Source organism: Pontibacter sp. LHS1, from assembly GCF_058932855.1.
Genome location: NZ_JBZYWF010000016.1, coordinates 37,966 through 54,946 on the forward strand (window position 1 = coordinate 37,966; position 16,981 = coordinate 54,946).

Annotated in this window: 14 protein-coding genes; all 14 read left to right on the top strand. The window is 50.7% G+C overall.

The genetic code is table 11. From position 1 onward, the window contains the following. Window positions 1-60: 60 nt before the first annotated feature. The 14 genes from AC5FXQ_RS20100 to AC5FXQ_RS20165 all read left to right on the top strand — a co-directional run bounded on the left by AC5FXQ_RS20100 (window position 61) and on the right by AC5FXQ_RS20165 (window position 16,395). Window positions 61-981, top strand: coding sequence for an ATP-grasp domain-containing protein (locus AC5FXQ_RS20100; protein WP_493604203.1), 921 nt, complete (start codon window positions 61-63; stop codon window positions 979-981). 102 nt (window positions 982-1,083) lie between these two features. Beyond that, a complete protein-coding gene (locus tag AC5FXQ_RS20105; RefSeq protein WP_493604204.1) occupies window positions 1,084-1,554 on the top strand; it encodes a DinB family protein in 471 nt (156 codons plus the stop codon). Between the two features lie 62 nt (window positions 1,555-1,616). Beyond that, a complete protein-coding gene (locus AC5FXQ_RS20110) occupies window positions 1,617-2,528 on the top strand; it encodes a class I SAM-dependent methyltransferase (protein WP_493604205.1) in 912 nt (303 codons plus the stop codon). 988 nt (window positions 2,529-3,516) lie between these two features. Beyond that, a complete protein-coding gene (locus AC5FXQ_RS20115; RefSeq protein ID WP_493604206.1) occupies window positions 3,517-4,779 on the top strand; it encodes a TolC family protein in 1,263 nt (420 codons plus the stop codon). Window positions 4,780-4,815: 36 nt separating this feature from the next. Further along, entirely contained in the window at window positions 4,816-5,874 is a 1,059-nt protein-coding gene (locus AC5FXQ_RS20120) for an efflux RND transporter periplasmic adaptor subunit (RefSeq protein ID WP_493604207.1), read from the top strand. A 9-nt stretch (window positions 5,875-5,883) separates the two neighbouring features. Further along, a complete protein-coding gene (locus tag AC5FXQ_RS20125) occupies window positions 5,884-8,964 on the top strand; it encodes an efflux RND transporter permease subunit (protein ID WP_493604208.1) in 3,081 nt (1,026 codons plus the stop codon). A 132-nt stretch (window positions 8,965-9,096) separates the two neighbouring features. Continuing rightward, window positions 9,097-9,525 carry an N-acetyltransferase gene (locus AC5FXQ_RS20130; RefSeq protein WP_493604209.1) on the top strand — a complete coding sequence of 143 codons (429 nt, stop codon included), beginning with the start codon at window positions 9,097-9,099 and terminating at the stop codon, window positions 9,523-9,525. 4 nt (window positions 9,526-9,529) lie between these two features. Further along, window positions 9,530-10,075: a phosphoglycerate mutase family protein gene (locus tag AC5FXQ_RS20135; protein ID WP_493604210.1), complete on the top strand. Its 546-nt coding sequence runs from the start codon at window positions 9,530-9,532 to the stop codon at window positions 10,073-10,075. 489 nt (window positions 10,076-10,564) lie between these two features. Next, the gene (locus tag AC5FXQ_RS20140) at window positions 10,565-11,110 is read left to right on the top strand and encodes a helix-turn-helix domain-containing protein (RefSeq protein WP_493604211.1); all 546 of its coding nucleotides are present in this window, start codon (window positions 10,565-10,567) and stop codon (window positions 11,108-11,110) included. Window positions 11,111-11,206: 96 nt separating this feature from the next. Beyond that, the gene (locus AC5FXQ_RS20145; RefSeq protein ID WP_493604212.1) at window positions 11,207-12,694 is read left to right on the top strand and encodes an MBL fold metallo-hydrolase; all 1,488 of its coding nucleotides are present in this window, start codon (window positions 11,207-11,209) and stop codon (window positions 12,692-12,694) included. A 103-nt stretch (window positions 12,695-12,797) separates the two neighbouring features. Beyond that, window positions 12,798-13,367, top strand: a complete 570-nt coding sequence (locus AC5FXQ_RS20150) for a GNAT family N-acetyltransferase (protein ID WP_493604213.1) — start codon at window positions 12,798-12,800, stop codon at window positions 13,365-13,367. Window positions 13,368-13,467: 100 nt separating this feature from the next. After that, a complete protein-coding gene (locus AC5FXQ_RS20155) occupies window positions 13,468-14,283 on the top strand; it encodes a DUF6597 domain-containing transcriptional factor (RefSeq protein ID WP_493604214.1) in 816 nt (271 codons plus the stop codon). A 56-nt stretch (window positions 14,284-14,339) separates the two neighbouring features. Next, on the top strand, window positions 14,340-15,395 hold the full coding sequence (locus tag AC5FXQ_RS20160) for an alpha/beta hydrolase family protein (protein ID WP_493604215.1): 1,056 nt from the start codon (window positions 14,340-14,342) through the stop codon (window positions 15,393-15,395). A gap of 127 nt (window positions 15,396-15,522) precedes the next feature. Further along, window positions 15,523-16,395: a leucine-rich repeat domain-containing protein gene (locus AC5FXQ_RS20165; RefSeq protein WP_493604216.1), complete on the top strand. Its 873-nt coding sequence runs from the start codon at window positions 15,523-15,525 to the stop codon at window positions 16,393-16,395. Window positions 16,396-16,981: the final 586 nt, after the last annotated feature.

Below are 16,981 nucleotides of genomic sequence, written 5' to 3' on the forward strand. Positions count from 1 at the left end.
GATAATTACCCTATGGTTTTTGCGGGATATAAGGTTTGATTCTGCGCAAGCAGCAATAGCATGGCTTTACAACAAATAGCTTTGGTCACTTGCCGGAGCCTTGGCGAGGACATCGCCAAGGCTGGAAGCGAAGATGACCGGTTACTGCGTTTTTTAAAGGAAAAAGGCCTGGATATTTCTTTTCAGGTATGGGATGATGAGCAGGTAGACTGGACGCGATTTGATGTTGTTATCATCAAATCGACCTGGGACTATACCGACAAAATAGCCGCTTTTTATACCTGGCTGGACAAACTGGAAAGACTGGGTTGTCGGGTGCTCAACCCGGTGCAGACGCTCCGCTGGAACGCGGATAAGGGATACTTCAAAGATCTGCTGGCGCAAGGTATAAAGGTCGTGCCGACCGTATGGCTGGAGCAGGGCAGTGCCTTTGACGCGGAGGAGGTTTTCGCCGCCATCGGTCAGGATAAACTTATTGTGAAGCCACGGGTAAGCGGAGGAGCCAAAAACACCCTGGCCATCGACAAAGCCGAGGCTTCCGCCTATACCTCCCGCATAAATGAACTGCTGCGGGAAGAACCTTTCCTGGCGCAGCCTTTTCTGGAACAGATCAAAACACAGGGGGAATGGTCCTTTATTTTCCTAAATGGCTCTTACAGCCACACCGTGCTCAAAACTGCTAAGCCCGGCGACTTCCGGGTGCAGCACTCCTTTGGCGGAAGCATACACACGCCTGCGCCTCCCGCGACTTTACTGGCTACGGCTACCCGTATTGTAGCGCAGTTCGCCCAGGGCTGCCTCTATGCCCGCGTGGACGGAGTGGAACTGAACGGCGAACTGGTGCTGATGGAGCTGGAGCTGACAGAGCCTTTTCTGTTTCTGAGCACCAGCGAGGGCGCCTTTGAGCGCTATTCCGAGGCTCTGCTGCAGATACTGGAGAAGAAAGCGGCCTATCGCGCCGAAGGCATAAATACCGATTAGATCAGCCTTTTCTTCTGATAAAAAAGGTGCTGTCCACTTATTGTATTTTTCTGGAAGGGCTGCTTGGTGGCATCTACTTTTTCTTATACATCATCCTAAACCATGACCGCATTAGAAAGCATTTTATTAAACTTTGAAGAGATAAGACGCAGGAGCATAAAACTTTGGGAGGCAATGCCGAAAGCATGCTATGACTGGAAACCGGATGCGGGTGCCATGACTTGCCTGGAAACGGTGCGCCATGTTTTAGAAGGGGAACACTTGTTTCACCAGATCGTGATCAACAGGGGGAACTTAGGGGATTATCTTTCTCCCTGGGAAGCGCTTCCTTACGAGGATGTAGCCGCTGAACTTCAGTTCGCACAGCCGTACAGAATCAGTTTTATGCAAACGCTACAGTCCTTTTCACCCGAGGAGCTCCAGGAGGTGGAAATTGTCCGATCCGAGGTAGGGCAAAGAAGAAAACTAGGGGACTACCTGCTTCGGATCGCTTACCACGAAGCGGTGCATACAGGCCAGTTGCTGACATACCTGCGTGCCTATCAGGTACCAAGACCGCTTATCTGGGATTAGGGGCGTGTAGCAGCGTGTTTTACCACCAGATTTATACCGGCTAAAACTTATCAGTACAAGCTATGGAAAATTTAAAGACTCAGTTGGAACAGCAGTTCCTATACAATAAGCGGAAGAACCTCTTCTGTGACGAGCCCATCAGTGCGTTTGGGTTTTCTCCTGCTCTGGTAGCCTATATCAAGCAAAACCTGCCAGCGTTAAGGCTGATGCGAGCAACAGAGGAAGCAGGACTTGTTACGTTATTGGTGGACAAGGCCATTGCTTCGCTTTGTAGGGCCAACCAATTCTACCACATCAACAGCTTCGACAGGGCAGCACTTGAACGGTTGTACAGGAGACTTCTGCGCCAGGTAAAAGCGCTACATGATCCTGTCAGGGATGAGGATCTTGCGTCCCTTGCCCAGCAACACTACCGGGCGCTACAGCGCTGGCTAAAGCAATCAAATCCCTTTGCCAGGCTTCTGTACGATAAATCTGATCCTTACGTCGAGCAGGAAGTGGTGTGCGGGGAGTACTCGGCGGAAGCCCAGCTGGAGCTGATGAACATAGACCTGCATGCGCTGCAGGAGCCGGTCCTGGACTTGGGCTGCGGTTCTCAGGCATTTCTTGTCAGGTACCTGCGCGCTTGTGGGGTAGAAGCTTACGGCATAGACCGGAATGTGGTACCTACCGAATACTTGTTTCAAGCGGATTGGTTTGAATTTGATCTGGCCTCCAAGGAATGGGGAACCATCCTCAGCAACCTGGGCTTTTCAAATCATTTCCAGCACCACCACCTCCGGGCAGACGGCAATTACGTGCTTTATGCACAACGCTTTATGGAGATACTCAAAAGCCTGAAAAGAGGAGGGGCCTTCTATTATGCGCCTGACCTGCCCTTTATAGAACAGTACCTGGAAGCATCGCGGTTCGCTGTGCACAAGGTGGAAGTGGCAGGCACGCCCTACTGTGCCGCACGGATTATAAAACGTTGAGCTGGAGTTCAGAGCAGGAGCATGTTTTAGAATACACCACCTATATACAGGCTTATGCTTGTAAGGGGGCAGTATACAGCCTGCCTGGAGCGCAGCTGCCTGTTTCCTGTCAGGATAAGGGGCAGCAGGTGGATTTTTCGTCTGCTGGTTTCTGCTTATAGCTGTTTTCTTGTTTAGATGGATGTGCCTGTTCTACACGACTGCAAACGAACCGGCTCTTGTTTTTTGAACCGAGGCAGGCAAGATACCTGCGTTAGTTTGGTGCTGACCTCTGTGAACGCTTTGTTGGAGCACAGAACGTATCGGATGGCTCTCCCCAGGATGTACGTCTCAGGTATCACCAGACCTCAGGGAGAACAGGGCACTGCTTGCCACCAAGCATGTCCTAAGTGCGCTCGATAGCTACTTCACCCAAGCCTTCGCACCTTGGAAGTCCTTCGTTGCACGTCGGTAGGCGCTGGATGCCTATCACCCAGGAGCAGGTTTTTGTGTTCCGGGACCCGCTCTTCCATCCATCCGATTTTCCAGTCCATGCAGCACCAGCGGCGCGTTGCCCAATCTGGTAAATTATGGTATCCCTTTCGCTTTGAACCGGACTTTGTCGAATAGACCAGTAGGTCAAGCCTATGCCCCAAATTATATAAACTAAACCTTCAATGATATAAAGCCAGGGGCACCGGCAGCCCATACTTTTGTGAAGTTGAATGTTCATCCTGTTCAGACTTCGCGCCACACATCTTTTGGAGGAAAATGATAGGGCAATTCAGATGGATCCTGTGCCATTGTTGTAGGAACAGGCTGCACAAGTTCTTCTGTCTGGCTTATAGAAGCTCGCCTGTTTTAATCCTAAAGCTATCCGGTACTATTGTCTACTTATATGAAAAAACGTCAATTAACCTGTTTTACAATTTTTGGGATGCTGCTCATGCTGCTTTCGGGCCCTAGGGCATGGGCGCAGACTCCACTGGAACACTATATCGAGGAAGGCTTGAAAAGCAATGTTGTCCTCCAACAAAAGCATATCAGCCTGGAGCGAGCCGCCCTGTCCCTGAAAATAGCGGGTAGTTATTTCCAGCCTGCGGTAAATTTTAGCGGTGGGTATACCAGCGGGCAGGGAGGACGCACCATCAAATTACCGGTGGGGGACATGTTAAACCCGGTTTATTCGACACTCAATGAACTGACAGACAGCCAATATTTTCCACGCATCGAGAATATTGAAAAGAGCTTTTTCCCCTCTAAACTTTATGATGCGCATGTGCGTGCGACTTTACCGCTTATCAACAAGGATCTCCACTACAACAGAAGCATACAACAAGACCAGGTGAAGCTGCAGGAGTTTGAAGTGAAAGTATATGAACGGGAGTTGATCAAGAACATTAAACAGGCCTACTACCAGTACCAGCATGCGGGGCAGGTTGTCAAGATTTTTGAAAGTGCCCTGCAGCTGGTGGAAAAGAACTTAAAGGTAAACGAAGCGCTGCTCCGAAACGGCAAGGGATTGCCCGTTATGGTGCTGCGGGCGCAAAGTGAACTAGAGAAAGTGAAGTCACAACTTACGGAGAGTCAGGGGAATCTGAGCAACGCCCAACGGTACTTTAATTTCCTGCTTAACCGAGACCAGGAGATGCCCATCACGGTGGACATGGCGTTCGAGCCGGTTCTTGAGCAGACCGTGGGTTACCTCGCATCTGGCGATGCAGGTGAGCGCGAGGAGATCGGCCTGCTGCAAACAGCACTACGCATCAGGGAAAAGGCGCACCGCATGAACCAGAACTATTGGATTCCGCAGGTGGGAGGCTTTCTGGATGTCGGTGCGCAGACAGAGAACATGCAGCTGAACGATAAAGCAGCCTATTACTTGCTGGGGGTTACGGTGGAGTTCCCCGTTTTCAACGGTTTGCGCAACAGACACAAAGTAAAACAGTCTTTTCTTGACATAAAGGAAGCGCAATTAAGTCTTCAGCATAAGGCACAGCAACTGCAGCTCGCTGCCGACATTTCCCGAAATAATCTCAAAGTGAATTATCAGCGCTACCTGGCCTCACAGGCACGTGTGCAGGCGGCCAGAAGTTATTTTCACCTGGTGGAGCGCGGCTACCGGGAGGGTACGAATTCTATGCTGGAGTTCATCGACGGCCGTACCCAGATGACGGAAGCGCAGCTGCAGGAGACCTTGTCTGCTTTTGACGTTCTCACCGCCCTGGCGGACTATGAGCGGGAACTAGCCATTGATCCGCTAGCGCACTAGAATAAACTCAATGATAACCAGACACTCCATTACACTATGAAAAAGATTTTATATTGGTGGGCACCCGCAATCGTGGTATTGCTTTTACAAGCCTGTACGAGAACAGAGCCCACAAATGAGATGCCCGGAAACGACACGCCCATTCCTGTGCACGTCATGCAGCTTCAGGAAGAAGATGTCAGCTTGCCGGTTATTACCTCCGGTCAGTTTACAACAGATGATGAGGCTAACTTGTCTTTTAAAATGGGAGGAGTGGTCAGTCAGGTGCTTGTAAACGAGGGAGAGCGGGTACACAAAGGGCAATTGTTAGCCATCTTGATGCAAACCGAGATAAAGTCCCAGGAAAAACAGGCCGAACTCAGTGTTGAGAAAGCGGAGCGGGATTTCACCAGGACCCAAAACCTTTACCGGGACAGTGTAGCAACGCTGGAGCAATACCAGAATGCCCGTACAGCCTTAGCCATCGCCAGCCAACAGTTACGAGCCGCTCGGTTTAACCAGGCTTTTTCTGAGATCAGAGCAGTAGCGGACGGTTATGTGCTGAAGCGATTCGTGCATCCCGGCCAAGTGATTGCCCCTGGGGCTGCCGTTATCCGCACGAACGGCGCCGGGAAAGCCGACTGGGTCTTCAAAGCAGGGGTAAGCGATAAAGAGTGGGCCGTGCTACAGGTAGGGGATAAGGCCTTGATTGTGACCGATGCGGATCCAGCGCGGCCGGTAGTAGCCGCGGTGTTGCGTAAGTCGGAGGGCGCTGACCCGGTCACAGGAGCCTTTACAGTCGAGTTGGAGGTGAAGAACGATAAACGTTACCGCCTGGCCTCCGGTCTGTTTGGGAAGGCCACCATCACGCCGAAAAAGAAGACACGGGTCTGGAAAATTCCCTATGAGGCGCTGTTGGATGGCAATGCCAACATGGGCTATGTGTTCGTCACCTCTGACAACAGAACAGCCAGCAAGATACCTGTTACTATTTCCTCCGTTGCGCCTGATGCCGTCCATATTGCCAGTGGGTTAGAGCAGGCAGGGGCCGTGTCCGTGATCACGACCGGAAGCGCATTTTTAACGGAAAAATCACTAATCACGGTCGTTAACTAAACAGAAGCCATGAAAATTTCAGAGTTCGCCGTGAAAAATTACCAGTTTACGCTGGTCATCTTTCTGATGATCGTGGCGCTGGGCGCTACGACCTTTCTGAATATGCCCCGAAGCGAAGATCCGCAAATAGAGCCACCCCAGTTTCCGGTAGTGGTGATCTACCCGGGTACCAGTCCACAGGAGCTGGAGGATCAGGTCGTGGACCCGCTAGAAAAAAAAGTGGCTGCACTGGAAGGGATCAAGAAAATCAAGACCTCGATCACGGATGGTGTGGCTGTGCTGCAGGTATTCTATACTTACGGAAGCGATGTGAACGATAAGTACCAGGAATTGGTGCGGGAGGTAAATAGTCTCCGTCCCATGCTTCCGCAGGACATTCGGAGCATCGAAGTGAAGCAGGTAACGCCATCAGATGTGAATATACTGCAACTTGGGCTAGTTTCGGAGAACGCTTCTATGAAAAGTCTCAGGCAGCATGCGGAGAACCTCCAGGAAAAGTTGGAAAGCTTGCCCCAACTGAAGAACGTCGAGATACACGGATTACCGGAAGAGGTGGTCCGGGTAGACCTCCGATTGGAAAAGATGGCCCGCTTGAACATACCGCTGCCTGCGGTGATAAACAATCTACAAAGTGAACTGTCTACCATCCCCGCAGGAAGTATAGAGGCCGAAAACAAGTCCTTCAACATCAAGGCAACCAATAGTCTCCGTTCGCTGGAGGAGGTGTCGCAGACGATTGTTTACTCCCTGAACGGTCAAAACACCTTGTTGAAAGACATAGCGGATGTGCACCTGGACTTAGAAGAAAGGAAACACATTACCAGGCTGAATGGCCGTCGTTGTGTATTTGTGACGGCTGCCCAAAAGGACGGGTATAATATTTCGCAGACACAGGAACAATACACGGCTGTGCTGGAGGCGTATAAGCAATCTTTGCCATCAAACATCGCGCTGTTCACCAGCTTTGACCAGGCGGATCACGTTAACAAACGCCTGGGGGGCCTGGGTATTGATTTCATAATTGCCATCCTACTGGTATCGATCACCCTGCTGCCCTTGGGAGGAAGAGCCGCCCTCGTCGTGATGATTTCCATTCCGCTTTCACTCTCCATTGGCCTGGTACTGCTCCATCTGCTGGGCTTCAATCTCAACCAGTTGAGTATTGTGGGGCTGGTGGTGGCGCTGGGCCTGTTGGTGGATGATAGCATTGTGGTCGTGGAGAACATTGAGCGGTGGCTGCGGGAGGGGCATAGCCGGATGCAAGCCACTATCCTGGCGACTAAGCAGATCGGATTGGCTGTCGTAGGGTGTACAGTGACGCTGATCATCGCTTTCCTGCCGTTGGTGTTCCTCCCGGAAGCCTCGGGAGAGTTCATCCGGAATCTGCCGATGGCTGTAATCACGTCCGTGCTGGCGTCGATGCTGGTTTCGCTGACGATCATTCCGTTTCTTTCCAGCCGTATCCTGAAAGAGCACGCAGGGCCTGCCACGGGGAATATTTTTCTGAGGGCACTGCAGAGGCTGATTCATGGCAGCTACGCCCGGTTCCTGGACTGGGCATTGAGGCGCCCGGGATGGACCCTGGTGTCAGCCTCCGTGGTTTTTGCCGGGGCGCTGCTGCTTTTCCCGGTCATAGGCTTCAGCCTGTTTCCGGTTTCTGAAAAACCACAGTTCCTGATCAATGTGCGTGCCCCCCTGCAGGCAAGTATGCGCTACACCGATGAACTGGCAAAAGAGGTAGAAAACGTCCTGGCAGCCATGCCGGAGGTAAAATACTATGCCACGAACGTGGGCAAGGGAAACCCGCGTGTGTATTACAATGAGATCCCTGAAAATGAGAGGACTGACTTTGCCCAGCTGTTCGTGCAGCTGCAGGAGGACGTAAGCCTTCCTGAAAAGCTGGCACTGACGGAAACACTGCGACAGCGGTTCTCCCGTTATGCCGGAGCCAAAATAGAGGTGAAGAATTTCGAGCAGGGCCCCCCCGTGACGGCACCGATCGAAGTACGCTTGTTTGGACCTAATCTGGATACGCTCCGAACGCTTGCCGCGAGCGTGGAACGGACGCTAAGGGAAACTGAGGGAACGCTGTATGTCACCAACCCTGTCAGCAACCTGAAGTCGGATATAAAGGTGGACATCAACAAGGAGAAAGCCGCTATGCTGGGTATCAATTCGGTGGATCTGGCGCGAACGGTACGGTTGGCCGTGGCAGGATTACCTGTTGGAAGCTTTTCTGACAGGGAAGGGGAACGCCGCTCTGTAGTCCTAACTACTCCGAAACAGGAGCGCGCCACCTTCTCCGCTTTCGACCACCTGTTTGTGAACAACCGACAGGGCATGGCCATACCCTTGCATCAGGTGGCGGACCTGCGCCTGGAATCAACACCTGTCACCATTGACCATTACAACAAGAACAGAGTGGTTTCCGTCTCTGCTTTTGTCTCCAAGGGGTATCTGGCAGACAATGTCTTACAACAGGTCATCCAGAAGATGGACCTGCTCAGGCTTCCTGCGGGATACACCTATAGCATGGGAGGAGAATATGAGACGCGGCAAGAGTCCTTTGGCGGATTCGGTACGATTATGCTTGTCACGGTCTTTCTTTTCATTGCCGTGCTGATACTCGAATTTAAGACCTTCAAGAGTACGCTTATCGTGCTGTCGGTTGTTCCATTAGGTATTGTAGGGGCTGTGCTGGCACTTTTTGTGACAGGTAACTCCTTCTCATTCGTCGCCGTGATCGGCATGATTGCGCTGGTAGGGATCGAGGTGAAGAACTCTATCCTGTTGGTTGATTTCACAAACAAACTGCGGGAGCAGGGGCGGACGCTGGACGAGGCTATCCGGGAAGCCGGGGAGGTACGCTTTCTCCCCATCGTACTGACCTCCCTTACGGCAATCGGAGGGCTGATTCCAATCGCTGTCTCCAGTAATCCACTGATCTCACCGCTGGCAATCGTGCTCATTGGCGGACTGATCAGCTCAACCCTGCTTTCTCGCATTGTGACACCGGTTGTCTATAAGCTGATACCGCCCAGCGTGAAAGAGCAGGTCGAAGTGGAAGAGCGACAGCTGATACTAAACTAGGCAAGGATATGAACCTGTCTGGCTGTAGCGGTTCGTGTAGTTTCCCGCTGCTTGTTGCCTACTGCTTAACAGATGCAACATCGACATCGCATTTAAATAGAAATGACACCTGTTAAATTTGAACCTACATTTATGACCATTAGAAAACTTAGTCAGGACGATATACCGGAAGCAGTGGCGTTGTGGTACAGCACATCGCTTGTGGCACACCACTTTATAGCGCCTGATTTCTGGGAGAGGAACAAACCTCTTATGGCGTCAGCGTATCTGCCAAATGCGGAGGTCTACCTGGCTATTGACCACGATGAAATGATTGGCTTTGTTGCCATGGTGGAGAGTTATCTGGCAGCTATTTTCGTCAAGACAGCGCAGCAGGGAAAAGGGGCAGGCAAGCTTTTGTTGGAGCATGTGAAGCGTTCCCGACAGGTGATTGAGCTGAAGGTCTATCAAAAAAACCAGAAAAGTGTCCAGTTCTATCTCAAGCAAGGCTTTGAAATAGTGGCCGAGTGCACGGAGGAAGAGACTGGTGAAGCAGAGTATTTTATGCGGTGGGGGAGGTGATCGGATGGCAGCACTGAAACGTGTGGGACTGATCAGACACTTCCCAGTAGCACATCCTTTTCTGAAGGGCTTTGTCTCGCAAACACAAGTAATGGACTGGTTTGAAGGATACAACCAGGCTGACGTACAGCAACTACAGGTGTCCCTGAAAGGTACCTGGGACATATGCTATACCAGTGAGTTGCGCAGAGCGAGGGACACGGCCGCGGCTATTTTTACGGGCCCCGTGATCAGCTCAGCGCTTTTGAACGAGCCATTCCCGGATCCGCTCTTCAGGGGCAACCCGAGGCTGCCTTTTCTGGTGTGGGCCATGTTACTCCGCCTGTCGCTCGCTCACAATCATGTCAGCCAGTCCCAGCGGCAAGAGGTGTTGGAGCGAAAGGCCGCCAACTTCCTAAGGGCGCTGAGGGAGCGGGAGGAGTCCCATGTACTCGTGGTGAGTCACGCCTTTACCATGGAAATTCTGAGCCGGCTGTTAATGAAGGAACGTTTTGCTGGCAAAAAACTTAAAAGGCCACCCAACGGAGTCTTGTATGTCTATGAGCAGTAATAGTCCGTTTTGCTGGCGCCTGGAAGTCTAGCTGACAAGAGGGAGTCCCCTGCAGGATTTAGGGCAGGGTCACGCTGGATCGTACGAAGCAGATACAGGCAGCATGATCCGAAAATGCGGGGCCTTCGCTTTCTATCCTGAAACACTTGAATATCCCTAGACAATGGCGTTATGAACCCATCGTCTGCCTGTGGGGCTTTCTGGCGCAGACTTGCAGTTAGGGCTAGTAGGGATCGCAGAGACAAAGCCCGTCATTCCAAATCCTAGTACCGCTGCCGTTTAGTGCGCGTTACAGGTGGTGTTAGCCTCCGATAAGACTATTATGGTGCATGAAACGGGGTTTGTTGTGCGCTTTTTTGCCGGAATAATTATTATACACTCAAAAACCTGAAATTTTGTAAATAGTATGTGAAATTATATAAAAGCACAATAGGCGAATCTTCTGAATTTTGAGTGTTTAACACGAACTGTAAAGCAGAAAGAACACCTATGGAAAAACAGATCCTCATCAAGGGCATGGTTTGTAACCGTTGCATTACCCTGCTGCAGACAGAGCTCGAAAGGCGAGGGATTGCCGTACAGGAGGTAAGCCTGGGAAGAGTGACCTTGGCATGCCTTCCGGATGAGTGGGTGATGGGGCAGCTCCAGGAGGTACTGTTGGAATTAGGATTAGAGTTGCTGGTGGATAGGCAGACCAGGCTGCTGACCCAAATCAAAGAAATCGTGCAGGCTGAGCTGGTGAAGCTCGAAGACAGACAGACGCTTTCTGCCCTGCTGGCTGACAGACTGAACTTGAACTACAGCTCGTTGAACGAGGCCTTTTCGCAACATGAGGGAGTGACCATTGAACAGTACTACATCCAAAAGAGGCTTGATAGGGTAAAGGAACTGCTGCATACGGACAAGACCTTTACTGAAATCGCTTTTCGAACGGGTTTCAGCAGTGTGCATCACTTTTCCAAGCATTTCAAAGACCAGACCGGCCTGACCCCGACGCAGTTCCGACAGGAGTTGCGAGTGGCTAGCCTGGCCTGAGCGCCGGGCAAACGAGACCCTTCGCTTCCTCGCGTAGCAGCTCTTTTTTGTTTTACCATTGATCCCATTGACCCAATAAAGCTAAACACATAAATTATGAAAAAAACGTGCCTCGTTGTCCTATTGATGCTAGGTGGAGCCTTTGGACACCCTGTGTTCTCCAAAGACCTGCAGTCAGCAAATAAGCTGGTTGAAATGTCTCTTGCCGCCATGGGTGGGGCGGACAAACTCAGACAACTGCAGACCATTCGGCTGCAGGGTATCGGACACACTTACTTTCTGGAGCAATCAGAGCGCCCGGAGGGGCCTTGGCTAGTCAATTACCTCCAGGTGACGCAAACGCGGGACTACCAAAAGGGGCGCCTCTATCTTAGAAAGGAAAGCAAGAACGTGCAACAGCCTGAATGGACTGGCAGCACTGTACTGTTCGAGGATAATACCGTGGCCATGCAGACAGCTAGCGGGCAGCTGGTGCCTGGGAGGCCAAGCCAACTGGAGGAAGCCCGCGAAGTCTTACAGTTCGCGCCGGAGCAGGTATTGTTAGGGGCTGCCCAAGCGCATGATCTGCATACGCTACGGGACACCGTGTTACAAGGGGTGCCGCACAAGGGCATTGGCTTTACGCTGCATGAACAGGAAGTACGCCTGTTTCTCAACGCGCATACTCATCTGCCAACCCTCTTGCAAACGAAGCGCGCGTATCCGCACGACCTGATGTGGGCGATGTGGGGGAAGGTCAGAAGTGATATGTTCTTCTCATTCTGGTCCCTTCAGCCTGATGGGATTCTTTACCCGCTCCAATACAACCTGTATCGGAACGGCCAGCCCTTCCAGGAGCTGACCGTAGTGTCTCTGAACTTGAATGAAGAGATGTCGGAGGATACGTTTGCTATTCCGGAGGCTGTTAAGCGGGCCTTCGCCGCACAACCGAAACAAGGCCTGGACGCATTGCCGTTGGGAAGACCGGATCAGCAGCCACAGGAGCTTGCCCCCGGCGTGCTTCTGATCCCTGGTTTCTGGAATGTGACGCTGGTGGCACAAAAGGATGGGGTCATGCTACTGGAAGCCCCTATTTCGGGCGGATACACGGCTAAGGCATTGGCAGAGGCAAGAAAACGCCATCCGGGGCTGCAGGTGACAGGAGTGGTGAGTACCTCAGATGCCTGGCCGCATGTGGCCGGCATTCAGGAGTGCGCTCGTCAGCGTTTGCCCATCTATGCGCTGGACCTGAACAAGCCTTTTCTGCGACGCCTGATGGCAGCTTCGGAGCATCAGAACAAACGTGCAAAGATTAAAGCTGTAACTGCCAAAACGATTATAGGGGAGGGCGATAACAGGATGGAGCTGTACCCTGTCCGAGGGGAAAGTGGTGAGCGGATGATGGTGGTCTACTTTCCAAAGCACCGGTTGCTGTACGCAAGTGATTTGGTGCAGCTAAACCGGGACGGAAGCTTCTTCCAGAAAGCCTACCTGGCAGAGGTAGTGGCTGCCGTCAACAGGCATGGTTTGCAGGTGGAGCAGGTTTTTGCCCTGCATACCAGTGCCATGCCTTACAGCAAAATAGTCGAGGCACTTGGCAACTAAACGGTCTGACTTGACGGCAGTGGCGGAGTTCGCCCCTGGTTTTAATGATTGAATTGCTTTCAGCAAGGATATTCTTGCCGATTGGATTTAAAACACATTATACATGGAATACATTATCAGAAACGTTCGAGAAGAAGACAGGACGCACATAATGGAGTTGTACAAGCTGGTGGCGCGGACTTCCGGAGGAATTGCCAGGACAGAAGCTGAGATAGACCCAGCCTACATTGCTGCCTTTGTTGAGAAAGCCATGCGTGACGGGATTGGGCTGGTGGCAACGGATGAGCAAGGCCTTCTCCTTGGGGAAATCCATTGCTACCGCTTGGCCCCACAGATTTTAAGGCATGTGCTCTCTGAGCTTACCATTGTCGTTCATCCTGACTTTCAAAGCAAAGGGGTGGGGAGGCAGCTTTTTACCAGGCTTCTGATGCTGATAGAAGAGACGCGGGATGATATTCTGCGAGTAGAGCTGCTGGCACGGGAAAGCAACAGGAAAGCGATTTCCCTTTATGAGAAGATAGGCTTCAGGATAGAAGGCCGGTTTGAGCGCCGGATTGAGAATCATGCAGCTGAGTTGGAGGCCGATATCCCCATGGCATGGTTCAATAAGTATTACGGGAGACGACGCACTAGCAGTACATCCACTCCAGCGGCTAAACTGGTAGAGCTTTGAAAATTTACTAATTTGGGTTCACGTAATTTATGTTGGTCAAACCAAAGGCTTCATAAATCTTAGCCATTGGTAGCAGCAGGGCTGCCAGATTCCTATTACCTTGATCTATTACCGTGAATACATACCCTCCCTTGCCTTAGCCCCTTTTGTGGAATGCCTCTGGACGATGAAAGCGGAGCCTGTGCTTGGGGCACTGGGGCATCAGTTAATTATTCCGGGAGGTCGTGCGGAGCTTGTTTTTTCGCTAAATAATAAGCCATCTCTATACGATGACAGGGGGACTGAATTTCTATTCGGACCCGTACAGGTGCTCGGGCCCAGAAACCGGCCATTTCACCTCAAGTGCGATGGTGAGTTGACACTCTACGGAGCCCGTTTCAGGCGTGGTGCTTTGCCTGCTTTTCTCAACATGCCGGCATCCCTTTTCCTGAATCAAGTAGTGCCGCTTTCGGATGTGTTAGGTTGTACAGCTTCGCTGTGGTCTGAAAGGCTGTCAGAAGCTGCTTTGGAACGTGGAAAAGTGGAGGCCGTGCAAACGCTGTTAAGCTCGCGCCTGCAGGTAAGCCAGGAGATGCAGCAGGTTCAGCGTTTAGTATCGCTCGTTACGGAAAGGCATGATTCGGTTAAAGGCTTATGTGAGGCATCCGGACTGCATTATAAGAAAATGGAACGTATTCTCAGGTGGTATACAGGTTATAACCCAAAGCAATTTTGCAGGTTGATGCGTTTCTACAGAACCCTGAGCCAGATGCGTCACGATAAGGCAAGTTTGACGGTGATCGGATTGGAAAACGGCTACTATGACCAAGCGCATTTTGTTAAGGATTTTAGGGCTTTTACTAGTCTGTCACCTAGCCAATACGGCTCCCCACAACAGCTTATTGCAGATTTTATAGTACAAGGCGCATTTGTCTAAAATTTACAATGCAGCCGGTTTAGCGATTTGTTTCTTTGTCCCAAAAAAACCTCAAAATGATGGACAGAAGATTCCTTAGCTTTATTTTAATATGGGTATTCCTCTTATCCGCCTGTTCCGCACTACCTGGCCATGGTAGGACTGGGAATGCGTTCATCGTTGGACAGCAGACATACCGGTATTATGACAAGGAACGAGGCAGGAATCTCACCACTGAGATTTGGTATCCTGCAGCAGACCACCATGGAACTGTACAAACAGTCCCCTCGCCCTTTTATCGGCTTTCTACCCAGCGGGATGCCCGCTTTGCGCCAGGTCGCTTTCCTTTGATTCTTTTTTCTCACGGTACTGGGGGAGGTCGGCTGACGGTGGAGTGGTTCTGTGCGGAATTGGCCTCGAAAGGATTCATGGTGGCTGCCGTTGATCATTATGGCAATACCTTCGATAATCCCATACTGGCAGAATTTGTGAAAGTGTGGGAGCGACCCCGAGACCTGAGCTTTGTACTCACGGAGCTATTGCTGACGCCAGATATACGGCATGCAGTCGACACTGCCAGAATAGGGGCTGCCGGCTTTTCCCTCGGGGGCTTTTCTGTCATGGCAATGGCGGGCGCAAGAATGGATTTTAATGCGCTGGAGACTTACTTCACATCTGCAGACGGTCGAAGGGAAGCCAATATTCCCGAGATGCCGGGATTGACCGCCTATCTTCCAAGGTTTCGCGCAGCATTTGAGCAGGTTCCTTCGCTTCAGGATACAAGGATCAAGAGCGCATTTGTGATGGCCCCGGCCCTTGGACAGGCATTCCCCAACAAGGATTCTTTTGCTGCGGTAAGGATACCTGTGATGGTAACAGCAGCGGGAGGTGATACGATTGCCCCACTTAAAACCAATGCGGGTTATTATGCCAGGATGATTCGCAACAGCCGGTTAAAAATGGTGAGTAGAAAGGCAGGGCATTATGTTTTTTTGAATGAGGCCAAGCACGATCTTAAAGTTAGCTCCCCTCTATATTTTGTTGACCCTATCTCGGTAAACAGGAAAGAGGTCCATTCCAAAGTCGTGCGATTAGCCTCTGCTTTTTTCAGGGAGACATTGCATATGAATTAGCGCAAATTTACGGGTCTTTGCCTTCGTAAACGTTTTCCGGCTGTTCAGTCAAGGGGAGTTCCTGGGCAGACCGGATACCCTAACTGTTAGGGATTGATTATCAGAGTATATAGATAGTAACGCAGCGATGAATATTCACAAGACTTACCAACAATTAAGCGAGGCTTATTCTGATGAAAACCTTAACAGAATCGCCGGTACGCTGATTAACCTTTACAAGAGCAAACGCTATGGAGCCTTCCGAGAGCTAGCCAATCGGATCTCCACGTATGTTGCGCTCAACGAAGAGAATGATGCGAAATTGTTTCCAAAGCTTATCGGCCTTTATCACCCTGACAAGGCAAGGCTTGTGCGAAAGGAGCTGGATGCGGCCTATGCCCTTCAACAAGAGGAGGCGCTCGATCGATTCAAGCATGTGCTTTTACTCCAGAACCTGGATGGCTTGGAAGCAACCGCCATAACCGAAGATATTGGTTATAACCCTGAGTACTTTTGGGAGGAGAGCCCAAAAGAAGGGTATTATGGGTATGATGAAGATGAGCATGAACAGTACCTAGGATACGAGGAGGAGCTTACCTTCTACAATGCCATGAAGCTGAGAATGTATGGTGAGCTGACGGTTGAATTCCCTCCTTATTATTTGGAAGACATTGCCGAATATGAGCTAGCCCATAGTGGCATTGAGTCCCTGGAAGGGATCTCGCATTGCAAGCAGGTGGTCCGGCTGGATTTGTCCCACAACCTGCTGACGGAGGTGTCAGAACTGTGGAGTCTGGCAGAACTGGAAGAACTGTATCTGTCAGGCAACCAAATCGGTTACATAGATGCCTTGAGCAACCTGCCTAATTTAAGGGTGCTGGACTTATCAGATAACCAGGTGGACGACCTGTCTCCGCTCTATGAATTGGAAAAGCTTGAATTTGTCAATGTATTGAACAACCCTTTGCGGTTGGAACAAATAAAGCACCTACGCGCAAAAGGTGTGGTGGTCATCGCCTGAGAAATTTCAGGGGGAATTTCCTGAAGCACTGCCTTTACCCAGCAGTGTTTGGATGGCTGCCACACCGGGCTCCCACTTTGACAGGTACGGTTAAGCTATCTTGAAGCCGATGTTCTTCGGGGCAGCGCCGGCCTGTTCTATGGGGGGCGGCCGGCTAGACGGTTTATTTATGTTGTGACATCATTTGTCAAACAATACTTTCGAAGATTATATCAAGCGCATGTCTAGGTGAGTCCATTTGAGGATAATAGCAATGATTGGATCAAGTTGAAGAAAAGAAATCCTGTCATGCATCCGGTCATTATTTAACGGATTGGACTTTCGAGATGCCTGGTATTGGCTACTACCTAGTGCAAGAATTTAAGTTTAAGCTGGTAGAGTAGAAATTAAGCGATTCCTTACTTTATAATCCTGTATACTGTTTTTACTCTTTCAAAAAGACATCTGTTTTTAGAGACATATAATCACGGTTACAAATGTAATTGTGTGTTTCAAAGTTGTATTCCCCTTTCCCCCAGATAGCATCCGTCTGATGTAGAAGGCTTAACACATGATTCTAATTATATTGAACGTAGTCAAGGCTAAG